Genomic DNA, 13,836 nt, shown 5'->3' with positions numbered 1-13,836 from the left:
GATGGAATGAGTTGCCTGCATCAACATGATGGCAGCTCTCTCTTCGGCGCAGAGATGGTGATAGCAATGAGTCATGACAACACCTTAGCTAACAGTTCGGGTGTTGCACTTGGTTATCGAGACCGCCCACCCTAGACACCCAAATCCGTCAGACCGAGGCCATCATCGCCAAGCTGCAGCAGGTCAAACAGGGCCTTCTGCACGATCTGCTGACCCGAGGCATCGACGAAAGCGGCCAGCTTCGCCCGCCCTATGAGCAGGCGCCGGAATTGTATAAAGAGTCGCCTCTGGGGTGGATTCCGAAGGAGTGGGAGCCTGTGACTCTCAAAGAGGTTTATAAAGAGCCTTCAAAAAATGGGCTTTATAAGCCTGCGGCCTATCACGGAAGAGGCCCGCTTATGGTTCAAATGGGGAATATATTCTCAGGTGATTCGATTGATTATAAAGGGGCGTCGAAAGTAGACGTTTCAAGAATAGAATTAGAATCTTATGGCTTGTGTATAGGTGATCTTTTGTTTGCACGTAGGTCTCTGGTGATGGAAGGGGCTGGTAAAGTATGTTTTGTTGATATGGTTCCTAGTCCGGCAACGTTCGAATCTTCAATAATAAGAGTAAGAGTGCAGGAAGCCGAGTTAATTCCGGAGTTTGTTGCAATATTCCTGCAAAGCAATATTAGTTTTAAAGATAGAAGAAAATTCATAAGGCAAGTCGCGGTGTCAGGTGTTTCAAGTTCTGATGTCGGAGATTTTTCCTGTATCAAACCCGAGATTGACGAGCAAAGATTGATAGTGGAAAAGGTGCGTTCTATTCGGAAAAGAATTAAGGAAGAAAAGAGGCGAGTCAAAAAGCTCAAAAAACAAAAAGCCGGTCTGATGGACGATCTGCTCACCGGCCGGGTTCGCGTCAACGAGCTGATCGAACAACAGCAGCAGGCCAGCTAACCAGAACAAGGAGAGGCCGGATGTGGCCGGAGTGGCAACTGAGCGAACAGCCGTTGATCGCGCAGCTCGAGGCGATGGGCTGGACCTATATCAAGGGCAGCCTGGACGACCCGACGGCGACCGGTCGTGAGAGTTTTGCCGAGGTGGTGCAGCGCGAGGTGCTGCGCGAGCGGATTGGGGCGATCAACACCCGCGCGCTATCTGACGGCAGCCGCACCGAGTGGCTGGACGATGAGCGGATCAGTACGGCGGTGTCGGCGCTGACGCGCATCTCCGCGCCGGGGCTGATCGAGGCCAATCGGATGGCCACCGAGTTGCTCACCGAAGGCATCGTGGTCGATGGCTTGGCGGATTGGGATGGCGGCCGTTCGCGCTCGATCCGCTATATCGATTGGGACACCCCGGCCAACAACCAGTTTACGGTCGTCAACCAGTACAAGGTGAAGTGCCCGCCGGGGCATGACACCGCCAAGCAGCACATCGTCCCCGACCTGGTACTGCTGGTGAACGGCATCCCGCTGGTGGTGATCGAGTGCAAGAGCCCGAACCTGGCCGAGCCGATGGCAGAGGCCATCGATCAGTTGCGCCGCTACAGCGACCAGCGCTTTGCCAGCGGTGAGGCGGGCGACCACGAAGGTGCCCCGGCGCTGTTCAACACCAATCAGCTCTTGGTCGCCACCTGCTTCGATGACTGCCGGGTGGGCACCATCGGCGCGGGCGCCAGTCACTACCTGCCGTGGAAAACGGTGGCCAGTGCGGAGAATCCGCGTCAGCGGGAGTTGGACGTGGCCAAGGCGCTCGCTGTGACTGCGCTCTCGCCCCAGCAGCGCACCGTGGCGGGGATGCTGGCCCCTGTGACTCTGCTGGATATCGTGCGCCACTTCACGCTGTTCATGAGCAGCGGCGGGCAGACCCTCAAGCGGGTGTGCCGCTACCAGCAGTATCGCGGCGTGGTGAAGGCGGTCGACCGGCTCAAGCACGGCAAAACGCGAATCGAAGATGGCGAGCACGACCGGCGCGGCGGCATCATCTGGCACACCCAGGGCTCGGGCAAGTCGCTGACGATGATGTTTCTGGTGCGCCGCATGCGCACCGATCCGGCGCTGCGCCGCTTCAAGATCGTCATCGTCACCGACCGCACCGATCTGCAGAAGCAGCTCGCCGCCACCGCCGCCCTGAGCGGCGATCTGGTGCATGTGGCCAACAACGCCGCCACGCTGAAGAAGATTCTGCGTCAGGAAGGGCCGGGGCTGGTGTTCGCGATGATCCAGAAGTACCGCGACGCCGAGGGCAAGGCCAATGCCAGCGACTTCGAGCAGCTCAACACCAGCCAGGACATTCTGGTGATGGTGGATGAAGCCCACCGCACCCAAGCGGGCGATCTGCACGCCAACCTGCAGGCGGGCTTGCCCAACTGTGCGCGCATCGGCTTTACCGGCACGCCGATCATCATGGGCGAGAAGAAGCGCACCCACGATATTTTCGGCGAATTCATCGACAAGTACACCATCCGTGAATCCGAAGCGGATGGCGCCACGGTGCCAGTGCTTTACGAAGGGCGCACGGCCCAGGGTGCGGTGAAGGATGGCAGCAGCCTCGATGAGCTGTTCGAGGATTTCTTTGCCGAGCGCAGCGACGACGAACTGGAGGCGATCAAACGCAAGTACGCCACCAAAGGCAACGTGCTGGAGGCGACGAAGCTCATCGAAGAGAAGGCGCGGGACATGCTGCGCCACTACGTCACCCATATTCTGCCCAACGGCTTCAAGGCGCAGGTGGTGGGCTATAGCCGTCTGGCGGCGGTGCGCTACAAGGTGGCGTTCGAAAAGGCGCGGGACGAGCTATTGGAGGCCGCCGACCGGCTTAGCCCAGAGATAAAAGCGCTGGATGATGAGGCATTGGCGCGCAAGTCGCCCAAGCTGCAAGCATTGGTGCAGACATGGCGATACCGCGAACTGCTGGCGAAGCTTGAGTTCGCGACGATCGTCTCCGGTAGCAATAACGACGGCAGCGAGTGGCAGGAGCACACCGACCGCGCCCGTCAGGACGAAGCCATCGCGCGCTTCAAGAAACCCTTGCTACCGAAGGAAGGGCAGACGGCCAATACCGATCCGCTGGCGTTTCTGATCGTCAAATCGATGCTGCTGACCGGCTTCGATGCGCCCATCGAGGGCGTGATGTATCTCGACCGCTCGATCCGCGAAGCCGAGCTGTTGCAGACCATCGCTCGCGTCAACCGTACCGGCTTCGGCAAGTCGGTGGGTATCGTGGTGGACTATTTCGGCGTCGCCAATCACCTCAAGGCAGCGTTGGAGGCCTATAGCGACGAGGATGTCGATGGTGCGCTGCGCAGCCTGAAGGATGAGATTCCGGCGCTGCGCGACCGCCACCTGCGGGCGGTGGATGTATTGCGTTCGCGCGGTATCGAGAATCTGAACGATATCGAAACCTGCGTCCAGGCGCTGGATAGCGAGCGGGTGCGCCAGGAGTTCGGCGTTAAGGTGAAGGCTTTCATGCAGAGCCTCGACACCGTGCTGCCGCGCCCGGAGGCGCTGCCGTTCACCAAAGATGCCAAGGCACTGGCGATGATCTACGCCCAGGCGCGACGCCGTTACCGGGACAGCACGGTGCTGGGCAAGGATGTTGGCGCCAAGGTGCGCCGGCTGATCGACGAACATGTGATCTCGCTGGGCGTCGACCCGAAGATCGCGCCGGTAGCTCTGACCGATGCGCAGTTCGGCCAGCAACTTCATCAAGTGCGTGAGCAGGCGGCCCATTACGGCGTCGACAACGCCGAGGATGGCGAGAAAGCGAAGAAAGCCGTGGCGTCGGAAATGGAGCACGCCATTCGCAGCCACGTCACCGAAAAGCTGGACGAAGACCCGGTGTACTACGCCAAGTTGAGCGAGCGGCTCAAGGACATTCTGGAAGGCTTGGCCGGCCAGTGGGATGCCATGATTGCCGCCCTGCAGACGATCATCGATGAGGTCAATAGCGGCAGCACGCGCCACGAGGAAGGCCTGCCCGATGTGCCCGAGAGCTACCTGCCTTTTTACCGCATGCTGCGCGAGGCCAAATGCGGAGGGGCGCAGCCCGATCTCGCCACCCAGTCGGACCTGATCCAGCTCACCGAGCACCTGGTGGCGCACATCAGCCATGAAGTGAAAACGCCGAGCTTCTGGGAGCCGCACCGTCGGCCGATGCAGGAGGCCCTGGAGCAGGCGCTGTTTGAACTTATTTTGGACAGGGATCTGCTGGCGTTCGATCAGATCGAACCGCTGGTCGACAAGCTGCGCGACCTGGCTAAGGCCAATAGCTATAAGCTGGAGCAGTCATGACGCTCGAGGTGGATGACCTGACCATTACCGTGCGCGAAAGCCCGCGGCGCAAGACGCTGCGCTTGACCGTCGAGCGCGATCAGTCGCTGGTGCTGAGCGCACCGCCAGGCGTCGGGATGCCGACGCTGGAAGCCTTCGTGCGCCGCAAGCAGGCGTGGGTCTACCAGAAGCTGGCCGAAAAGGCGCTGATGCAGAAGCAGATCCGTCAGAAGAGCTACGTTCAGGGCGAAGGGTTTCTGTATCTCGGCCGTCATCATCGGCTGAATCTGGTCGATGAGCAGGAGGCCGCGCTCCAGTGGCACCACGGGCGCTTTCATCTGCGCCGGGACGCGCGGCCGGATGCCCGGCATCACTTCATCCGATGGTACAGCGAGCGCGGCAAACAGTGGCTCTGGCAGCGCGTGCGGATGTTTGCCGCGCGGCTGGAGGTCGAGCCCGCCGGTATCCGAGTGCAGGATCTGGGCTATCGCTGGGGCTCCTGCGGCAAGGGCGACATGCTCTATTTTCACTGGAAAACCATGCTGCTGCCCGCCCGCATCGCCGAGTACGTGGTGGTACACGAGTTGGTTCACCTGCACGAGCCCAACCACTCCGAGATGTTCTGGTCGCGGCTGGAGCGCGCCATGCCAGATTACGAGAGTCGAAAGCAGTGGCTGGCGGAGCACGGCATGGATGTCGAGGGGATATGAACGAAGAGGGCTAGCCGAAGCGAGAAGAATCGGCAGGTTAGTGAGATCCGATATCGATTTCCCGCAGCCAGATAGCGAAAAACCCCGGTGCACTCACCGAGGTCATAACGCCGACCGGGCACTCCCAGTCCACTTGTCTTGAATTCTCGGCATCGGCAGCCGATCAGTCAACGCCGTTGGTCGTCCTCCTCCGGCACTGCCCCATACCTTCCCGGTATGCACCACCACGTAACGGCATTGGGCAGGCGACCCGGCGTGGCGTTACCTTACGCCCAGCGGCGCCGCCACCCCGGCGTCCAGGCCGTTCGAACCCCCTGACTGAAGACGATACCCACCATGATGGCGACCCCGGATCTCGGCACTGACGCCGACGCGATCCCCACCCGTGAAGAGAAGGACCTGCTGGGCGTGATGCCCGTGCCCCGGAACGCCTATTACGGCATCCAGACCCAGCGCGCGGTGGAGAACTTCCACCTCAGCGGCGTGCCCCTGGCGCACTACCCCAAGCTGGTGATCGCGCTGGCCATGGTCAAGCAGGCCGCGGCGGAGGCCAATCACGAGCTGGGCTACCTGGACGCCACCCGGCTGGGGGCGATCCGCTACGGTTGTCAGGTGCTGATCGCGGGCGAGCACCACGATCAGTTCGTGGTTGACATGATCCAGGGCGGGGCGGGTACCTCGACCAACATGAACGCCAACGAGGTGATCGCCAACCTGGCACTCGAACATCTCGGCCATGCCAAGGGCGACTACGCGCACCTGCACCCCAACAACCACGTCAACATGGCGCAGTCGACCAACGACGCCTATCCGACGGCGATTCGCCTCGGCCTGCTGCTCGGCCACGATGACCTGCTGACCAGCCTGGCACGCCTGCGCGATGCGATGGCCGACAAGGGCACGGCCTTCGCCGACGTGCTCAAGATGGGCCGCACCCAGTTGCAGGACGCGGTGCCGATGACGCTGGGCCAGGAGTTCAACGCCTTCGCCACTACCCTGGGCGAGGATCTGGGTCACCTGGAGGCGCAGATTCCGCGCCTGCTGTGCGAGGTCAACCTGGGCGGCACCGCCATCGGCACCGGGATCAACTCCGACCCGCGCTACCAGCGTCTGGCGGTGGAGCGCCTCGGCGCCATCAGCGGCCAGCCGCTGGTACCGGCCCAGGATCTGATCGAGGCCACCTCCGACATGGGGGCGTTCGTGCTCTTCTCCGGCATGCTCAAGCGCCTGGCGGTGAAACTCTCCAAGATCTGCAACGACCTTCGCCTGCTCTCCAGCGGCCCGCGCGCCGGTTTCAACGAGATCAACCTGCCGCCGCGCCAGCCCGGCAGCTCGATCATGCCCGGCAAGGTCAACCCGGTGATCCCAGAGGCGGTCAACCAGGTGGCGTTCGAGGTGATCGGCAACGACCTGGCGCTGACCATGGCCGCCGAGGGCGGGCAGCTCCAGCTCAACGTGATGGAGCCGCTGATCGCCTACAAGCTGTTCGACTCCATCCGCCTGCTGACCCGCGCCATGCACATGCTGCGCGAACACTGCATCGATGGCATCACCGCCAACGAGGCGCACTGCCGCGAGATGGTGGAGCGCTCGATCGGGCTGGTCACCGCGCTCAACCCGCACATCGGCTATGACAACGCCACGCGCATCGCCAAGCAGGCGCTGGCGAGCGGACGCGGCGTGCTGGAGCTGGTGCTGGAGGAGAACCTGCTGGATGCCACCGAGCTCGCCGATATCCTGCGCCCGGAGAATATGATTGCGCCCAGGCTTGCGCCGCTGCGGATCTAACGTCGAAGCCCTTGGTCTTTGACGTAGACCGAGGCGGTGCCCCATGGCACCGCCTCCTTGTTGACTCAATCTAGCCAGACGACTTTTCAACGCGATCCGAATGGCAAGCCGTTGATAGCGATCAAATCGTCGACATAGCAGGTATGGCTATCCGACGAGGGCTAGACTCACCCCCGGTATCGACTCCAAACCGCCCCCTTTCTTTGTCGTGAGGACCGGGATCTTTCTTCTGCACCGCTTCGGTGGCGCGATCGGGTCGATAATGAACCGGGACAAGAATCCGTCCGATGGGTGCGATTTTCGTTTCAGAGCGTAACTCTGCATCGCTTTTCGGGTGTAACATTCATTCTTCTTATGAATTAAATTAATGCTGGATTCTGTTCTTCAAGTTTATAAAATTCCCGGCGTTTCAGGGATTGAGCGGTGTCCACAGGTGGCGAGCATTCGGGACGGTAAGAAGGGATGCTTATGATGGTCGTCGTGGATGGGTCCGGCTGGCGACAGCCGGCATTACCGTTTCCGATGTCTCGATGCCGATCAGCAGAGATGCCATTCTGGACGCTTTGCTTCACCTGCCCTCTGGCCGTTCAGTGAGTTTTTTGGGTTTGGCACCGTTATTTGTGGCGTATTGCCAGTTCTTCCACCACAGTCATTCTGATTTCAGGATGAAGACTCGTCCGTGCAACGCGGTCGTGGGACGCCAAGAGAGCTTGGAGTCGATTCTCGGGGTGGGTCGGGGTTTGAAGGGGCCAACTGGCGGCGACCCATAATTACATTAAGTTACCTATCCGTATTTTGGCTTACCACAGATCATTTTACCTAATCATGCTTTGGGGTATTCTTCGTCTGTCCATCGGATGGACACTCGCAAGGACCTGGGACAGGGATCTGTCTGACGCCATGGACGTACGGATCGCGAGGGCCGTATAAGAGAGCATCTTTGGCACTGCTACTGAGGGCCCTCGCGCTTGCGCTTTGGCCCTCTTTTAATTCCCGCCTTCCAGCCATGCCGCCGGTACTTCGTCTCCTCTTGTCGTGGAGGTCGATGGCCGATGTGCGTCGCGCCAATGCCAGGCGGCGCTGGGGCTGGTCGCTCCGATTCCGACGCGTGCCGTCCCCCCATCTTCTGATATTGCGATACTCATACACGATGACAGATCGGGGGCGGAGTCTTCGGGAACCTTGAGCTGATCTGTCATGGAGCCGAATCGATTCTGCTGCCTGGTGTCCGGATTATCGATGGCCTTGCCGATTGACTCTCCTGCACTGTGGCCAATGCGGTTAGTGTCGGGGAAATGTCAGAAAGCGGCCTTGCCGATCGAGGCGCCGCCGTCGATGAAGAGCGTCTGTCCAGTGATGAAGCTGGCCTCTTCCGAGAGGAAGAACTCGATACCGGCAGCGATCTCCTCGGGCTTGCCGAAGCGACCCATGGGAACGCCGGAGAGATAGCGTCGTTCGCCATCGCTGCCAGGTGGATTGTTGACGCGGAAGAGTTCGATTTCGGTTGGGCCGGGGGCGATGGCATTGACGGTGATACCGGTGTCGTCGAGTTCGAGCGCCGTGGCGGGTTGGGGGCCTATCTGGTGCCATACGGAGCCTGGAATGGTGCGCAATCCTCAAGACAACCGTTCCACCAGGAAATCAATCAGGACGCGGACTCGCTTCGGGAGAATGGCCGTCGCCGGCCTTAGAAGCGATATCCCACCGGTTCGCAGTTCCCTAAGAGATAACGCGGGCTCAATCGGAACAGTGCATCCAGCTTGTCGTCCGCGCCCGCTGGCCTCGGCCAAGGAATTGCTGAGCTTGCTTATGCTTGCTCGGATTTCTTTTTCCTCAGTGGAGCTGTGAATTTCATGCCTGGGTTGGCGAGCCGCTCTGCCGGCCCCACCCAGGCATAGGCCAGCAAGCAGGGGTCGAGATCACCGGTAGTGATGCGGTGCTCGTCGCCGGGGCGATTGAGGACCAGTGAGCCTGGGGCGTGGACAGCGTTGTCGTTCTCCGACCAGGCACCGGCGATAGAGATATAGCTTTCTTCGATGTCCTTATGGCTATGCTGCGGATAGGTGGTATTGGGCGCGAAAAGCACGAATCCTAGAATCAAGTGGTCGCTCTCGATGGGCCCGTTGGGTCCGAGCACCTCGGTGTAGGCATAGCGCTTGCTGAGGGATTTGGAGATCTTCGAATAACCCAGTTCCCAGGTGAGCTCGTCTCTCACGCGCTCCAGTGACTGGCTCAAGCTATGCAGCGAGTCGCGGGCACCGAGATCCAGCGCCCGATCAAGATACGCCACCACTGGCTGATGCTGGACGTCGCGAACGATCAGCGCCGGATTCGTTTCGATGATCGCCGAGGTGGCGTGTCGGACGCGTCGGCGATGCGCTCTGATGGCCTTGCTGCCCCCCGCCGACCCTTGCCGATAGAGCAAGTCGAACTCGCGGATGAGATAGAGCCAGTTGGGGGCGTCGTGCAGTCTTTCGTTCATTTGTCCTCTATTCCGCTCTTGCCATCGTTAGTGCCCATCGGGCAGTCAGCCATTGACGTCCACCACGAGCCGGCCGCGCACCGTCCCTGCCAGAAGTCGTTCGGCCGCCTCCAAGGTCTCGCTCAAGCGGATGTCGCGTGAGATTTCGTCGAGCAGGGCGAGGTCGATGTCATCGGCCAGCCGCGCCCAGGCGTGCCGGCGCTCCTCGGCAGGGCGGGTGACGCTGTTGATGCCGAGCAGGCTGACGCCACGCAGAATGAAGGGGGCCACGGTCGCGGGGAAATCCATGCCCTGGGCAAGGCCGCAGGCGGCGACCAGGCCGTCGGGGCAGGTGCGGGCGCAGACGTTGGCCAGGGTATGGCTGCCCACCGAGTCGATGGCGGCAAACCACTGCGCCTTGGCCAGGGGCTTTCCGGGGCCTGACAGTTCGCTGCGATCGATGATCTCGGCGGCACCCAGCCGCTCGAGAAAGGTCGACTCCTGAGGGCGGCCGGTCGCCGCGACGACGCGGTAGCCGCGTGCCGCCAGCAGGGCGATGGCGTAGCTGCCAACGCCCCCGTTGGCACCGGTCACCAGTACCTCGCCGCGATCCGGCGTCAGGCCGTGGCGCTCCAGCGCGAGCAGGCTCAACATGGCGGTATAGCCGGCGGTGCCGATGGCCATCGCCTGATGCGTGTTCAGCGAAGGAGGCAGCCGGGTGAGCCAGTCGCCGTCGACGCGAGCGTACTGGGCCAGGCCGCCCCAGTGCGCCTCGCCGATGCCCCAGCCGTTGAGCAGGACGCGATCGCCGGCTGTCCACTCGGGATGCTCGCTGTGCTCGACGACTCCGGCAAGGTCGATGCCCGGCACCATGGGGAAGCGGCGCACGACGGCCCCTTTGCCGGTGATCGCCAGCGCGTCCTTATAGTTGAGCGTGCTCCATTCGACACGCACCAGGACGTCGCCAGGGGGCAGTGATTCGGGGGCGAGCTGCGTCAGCGCGGCGTGGCTCCGCTGATCGGCTTTGGTCTGCTGCACGACAATGGCGTTGAACACGTGAACCTCCTGAGCATTGAACGGTGATTCGGAGAGGGCGTTTGACTTTGGTGAGCTCGATCTCAACGGGGCAATCGAGCGAAGAACTCCCGGCTGAAGATCACCAGGGGGGTCGGCTCGCACTTCAGGCGAGCTCGCTGAACGGCGCCTTCCCAGCCGATCCAGAAGAAAGCGGCGAGGGTGTCGCAATCCGTATCGGCGGCCAGTGCGCCCTGCGTCTGGGCCAGTCGCAGGCAGTCGGCGACCCGGCGTTGCCAGTCCTGGAGGATGGCTTCCAGCCGCTCGTCGAATCCAGCGGGTAACAGCGTGACCTCCTGGCCCAGATTTCCCACCAGGCAGCCTCGCCGGTAGTGGTGGCGCGCCATGCCTTCCTGGGCGTCCTGGGTGAACCGGCGGAGCCGTTCGAGGGGCGGCAATTCGGAAGAGAGCAGCCAGCGGTCGAGCTTGCGCGCGAAATAATCGGCATATCGTGACAGCACGGCGTGACCAAACGCTTCCTTGCTATCGAAGTAGTGATAGAACGACCCCTTTGGCACGCCGACCCGTTTCAGCACGCCATCGATCCCGGTCGAGACGAATCCCTGCTCGGTGAGCACTTCGACGCCACACCGAATCAGGGCGTCCCGAGTGTCCGGGTTGGTGCGCGCCACCTTCGGTGGGCGGCCGCGGCGTTTGCTGGGGGGCGTTGGCGTCTGCATGGAGTCCAATTTAGACCGGTCGTCTCTAAATATCAAAATCGGATCGTCATCGACACGAGCGTCTCGACGTACTTCTGGCGGTAGGTGAGCGTCATTGCCGGATCGATGCCCACCAGCGGTACGCCGAGGCGCGACAGCACGCGGTCGTTGATCGTCTCGATCGAGGTTGGATTGACTTCCGCCACCAGCGCCTTAGTGTCAGCTCGGCGCTGGCCGGGTCTAGGCGTGTCATCATCGCCAAATGCAGTGTTCGAGAAGAACCCACCAAGATCCCAGCCGATACGGTATTTCGATCGCAAGACCGTGTCAGATCGGCTGGTACTGAGCAGGAGCCAAGTGAGTCGTGCTTTATCGACAAGATTTTGTTGGATGTTTCCCGAATATCGCCTGGTAACGCTCAGCGTAAATTGGCCAGGCTTCAGGGTTGAGCAAGCGCGGCGGGAATTCACCATCCAGCGTTTCGATCAGTTGCCGTGTTGCCCAGGTCGCAATATTGCGCCGTGCCTCGTGCGTGACGCCGGCGGTGTGATACGTCGCCATGACATTGGGCATGGCCAGCAATGGATGGTCCAGAGGCGGGGGTTCAACGTCCCACACATCGATACCGGCCCCACCGATATGTCCGCTTTGAAGTGCCTCGGCCAGCGCCGCTTCCGAGTGAATTCCGCCGCGTGCCGTGGTAACGAAGAGCGCGCCGGATTTCATGGCGGCAAAGGCGGAAGCGTCAAACATCCCAAGCGTGTCGGTCTTCCTCGGGCAGTGCAGCGATACGATGTCCGACTCGGCCAGCAGCGCCGATAGGGCCACCGGGCGGGCGCCTCTCTCTCGAATCGTATCCGCATCCAGGAACGGATCGTAGGCGATCACCTCCATGCCGAAAGCTGTGGCCAGCGCGGCGACGCGCTTGCCGATATGGCCGATGCCCACGAGTCCGACTGTCTTGCCTTGGAGCTCGCGCCCCATGAGATCCTCGCGGGAGAAGGTGCCGCCCTGCCTCAGGCGGTGGTCATTCTCCGCGAGTCGCTTGTTGACTCCCAACATCATGCCCAAGGTGTGTTCGGCCACCGATTGGGCGTTGGCGCCGGATTGATTCATCACGAGGACGCCGGCGCGGCTGCAGGCCTCGATATCGACCGTGTCATAGCCGGATCCCGAGGTGGAGACACAGAGGAGATTGGGCGTTCTGGCGAGCAGGGCCTCGTTGGCGAACCAGGCCGGAGGCGTTTCATCCTTGGCCGAAGAGATCTGGTAGGCGTGTGCCATCTGCAGCACCTCTGCACAGTCGTCGAGGCGGCTGGCAGCGGGAAGCGTGGTCAGCGTGATATCGGGTCGGGTCTCGTAAATAGCCTGCATCGATTCGTCGTACCAGACATCGAGTCGGAAGACCGACTTGTCGAGAGACCGTTGCCGCGACGTTGTCTCTAGTGGTGTCGGCGCACTGTGTTGATGATTCAATTTTCAGTCCTCGCTTCCTGAAGATGATTCTCTCGATCGGTGTGATGGTCTCGATGTGGCGAATTTTCTGGACTGTCGTGATGACCTGGGTCGTTGTCATTCGACAAGCGGCGCTCCGCCATCGAGGTCAGCGCGACCAGGTGATCCCGGCGCAACTGATTCAGTCGGGTGATCCCCAGTAGTGCCATGTCACGCCGGATCTCGGCCGTCATGAGTTCGATGGCGTGCGCGACGCCCCGCTCGCCGCCGACGGCGGCGGCATAGGCGAACGGTCGCCCGATGAATACGAAGCGCGCCCCGAGCGCCAGGGCTTTCAGCACGTCCGTGCCGCGACGGAACCCGCTGTCGATCATGACCGGCAGGTCTCCCACTGCCGCGATGACGTCGGCCAGCGCATGTAACGGCGAGACCGCGCCATCCAGCTGCCGACCGCCGTGGTTGGAAACGATGAGCGCGTCGACCCCGAGTGCCCGGGCTCTTTTCGCATCGGTGGGATGCAGGACACTCTTGAGTACCAGCCGGCCCCGCCAGATGTTGCGAATGAATACCAGGTCGTCCCAGTTCAAATGGCCCCGGTCGGAAATGTCTCGGTTGACGTGGGGGGAGAAAATAGGGGCTCCGCGGGAAGCGTAGTTGTTCTCGAAGTGCGGCATCCCGTGGTGATGGAGCGTTCTCAGGAAGGTGTTGAACAGCCATCCGGGATGTGAAATGCCATCCCAGGCCAGTCTGGCCGACGGCTTCATGGGGGAGGAGAAGCCGGCTCGGCGGTTGTTGTCCGGGTTCGTGGCAACCGGCGTGTCCAGGGTAATCACCAGCGTGGTGAACCCCGCTGCCTGGACGCGCGCCACCAGCGACCGAATGGCCTCGCGCCCGGCCGGTAGATAGGCCTGGAACCAGGTCGCGTCTCCCCGGTCGGCGAGGGTTTCCATGCGAATCAGCGATGAGCCGCTCATGATCATCGGGATGCCCGCCGATGCTGCGGCATCAGCGAGGACGATGTCAGCCCGGTAGGCCCACAGTGCGCCGAGTCCCATCGGTGCGATACCGAACGGTGACGACATCGGCAGGTCGAAGAGGGTCGTGGCCTGGCTCACTTGGGAGACATCCACCAGCACGCGTGGCATGAAGCCATAATCGCCAAAGGCATGCCGGTTGGCTCTGGACGATTGACCATCTTCTGCGGCATTGGCGATGTAGGAAAAGACGGAGTGGGGCAGATAGCGGCGAGCGACTGACTCAAAGTCGTGCAGGTTGTGAATACGGGCCAGCCGGCGACGGATTACCGCCGATCGGGCGTCAGCGAGAAGGGGGCGGATCGAGATCGGCATCGAGCGTTCCATCAGTCAGTCTAGCGGGGCCGGCGTTCAAGGGGATTGGGTCTTCGCGCGATACCCTCATCCCGCGACGCGC

At 61.7% G+C, this 13,836-nt stretch carries 11 protein-coding genes; 4 read left to right on the top strand and 7 right to left on the bottom strand.

What is annotated here, in order from left to right:
- The first annotated feature begins 317 nt into the window (after positions 1-317).
- The 4 genes from F0A16_RS15025 (at position 318) to F0A16_RS15010 (ending at position 6,756) form a co-directional block, all read left to right on the top strand.
- Positions 318-941: a restriction endonuclease subunit S gene (locus F0A16_RS15025; protein ID WP_149436208.1), complete on the top strand. Its 624-nt coding sequence runs from the start codon at positions 318-320 to the stop codon at positions 939-941.
- Positions 942-961: 20 nt separating this feature from the next.
- The gene (locus F0A16_RS15020) at positions 962-4,279 is read left to right on the top strand and encodes a type I restriction endonuclease subunit R (protein WP_149436207.1); all 3,318 of its coding nucleotides are present in this window, start codon (positions 962-964) and stop codon (positions 4,277-4,279) included.
- The gene (locus tag F0A16_RS15015; RefSeq protein WP_149436206.1) at positions 4,276-4,968 is read left to right on the top strand and encodes a M48 family metallopeptidase; all 693 of its coding nucleotides are present in this window, start codon (positions 4,276-4,278) and stop codon (positions 4,966-4,968) included. The genes F0A16_RS15020 and F0A16_RS15015 overlap by 4 nt, the downstream gene beginning before the upstream one ends.
- A gap of 336 nt (positions 4,969-5,304) precedes the next feature.
- The gene (locus F0A16_RS15010; RefSeq protein WP_239023848.1) at positions 5,305-6,756 is read left to right on the top strand and encodes an aspartate ammonia-lyase; all 1,452 of its coding nucleotides are present in this window, start codon (positions 5,305-5,307) and stop codon (positions 6,754-6,756) included.
- A gap of 1,298 nt (positions 6,757-8,054) precedes the next feature.
- Here F0A16_RS15010 and F0A16_RS15005 read toward each other — a convergent pair.
- The 7 genes from F0A16_RS15005 to F0A16_RS14975 all read right to left on the bottom strand — a co-directional run bounded on the left by F0A16_RS15005 (position 8,055) and on the right by F0A16_RS14975 (position 13,754).
- A complete protein-coding gene (locus F0A16_RS15005) occupies positions 8,055-8,369 on the bottom strand; it encodes an SDR family oxidoreductase (protein WP_223119801.1) in 315 nt (104 codons plus the stop codon).
- A 194-nt stretch (positions 8,370-8,563) separates the two neighbouring features.
- Entirely contained in the window at positions 8,564-9,238 is a 675-nt protein-coding gene (locus tag F0A16_RS15000) for a dimethylsulfonioproprionate lyase family protein (protein ID WP_149436205.1), read from the bottom strand.
- 45 nt (positions 9,239-9,283) lie between these two features.
- Positions 9,284-10,273, bottom strand: coding sequence for an acrylyl-CoA reductase (NADPH) (acuI, locus tag F0A16_RS14995; protein ID WP_149436204.1), 990 nt, complete (start codon positions 10,271-10,273; stop codon positions 9,284-9,286).
- 62 nt (positions 10,274-10,335) lie between these two features.
- Positions 10,336-10,971 carry an acrylate utilization transcriptional regulator AcuR gene (gene acuR / locus F0A16_RS14990; protein WP_149436203.1) on the bottom strand — a complete coding sequence of 212 codons (636 nt, stop codon included), beginning with the start codon at positions 10,969-10,971 and terminating at the stop codon, positions 10,336-10,338.
- A gap of 32 nt (positions 10,972-11,003) precedes the next feature.
- Positions 11,004-11,270, bottom strand: coding sequence for a hypothetical protein (locus F0A16_RS14985; RefSeq protein WP_149436202.1), 267 nt, complete (start codon positions 11,268-11,270; stop codon positions 11,004-11,006).
- Positions 11,271-11,319: 49 nt separating this feature from the next.
- A complete protein-coding gene (locus F0A16_RS14980) occupies positions 11,320-12,324 on the bottom strand; it encodes a hydroxyacid dehydrogenase (RefSeq protein WP_149436223.1) in 1,005 nt (334 codons plus the stop codon).
- 98 nt (positions 12,325-12,422) lie between these two features.
- The gene (locus F0A16_RS14975) at positions 12,423-13,754 is read right to left on the bottom strand and encodes an alpha-hydroxy acid oxidase (protein WP_149436201.1); all 1,332 of its coding nucleotides are present in this window, start codon (positions 13,752-13,754) and stop codon (positions 12,423-12,425) included.
- Positions 13,755-13,836 lie beyond the last annotated feature (82 nt).

This window comes from Salinicola corii (genome assembly GCF_008298015.1).
Classification (GTDB): Bacteria; Pseudomonadota; Gammaproteobacteria; order Pseudomonadales; family Halomonadaceae; genus Salinicola; species Salinicola corii.
Note: the sequence above shows the minus strand (reverse complement) of the source record. Positions and strands in the feature narration are given on the sequence as shown.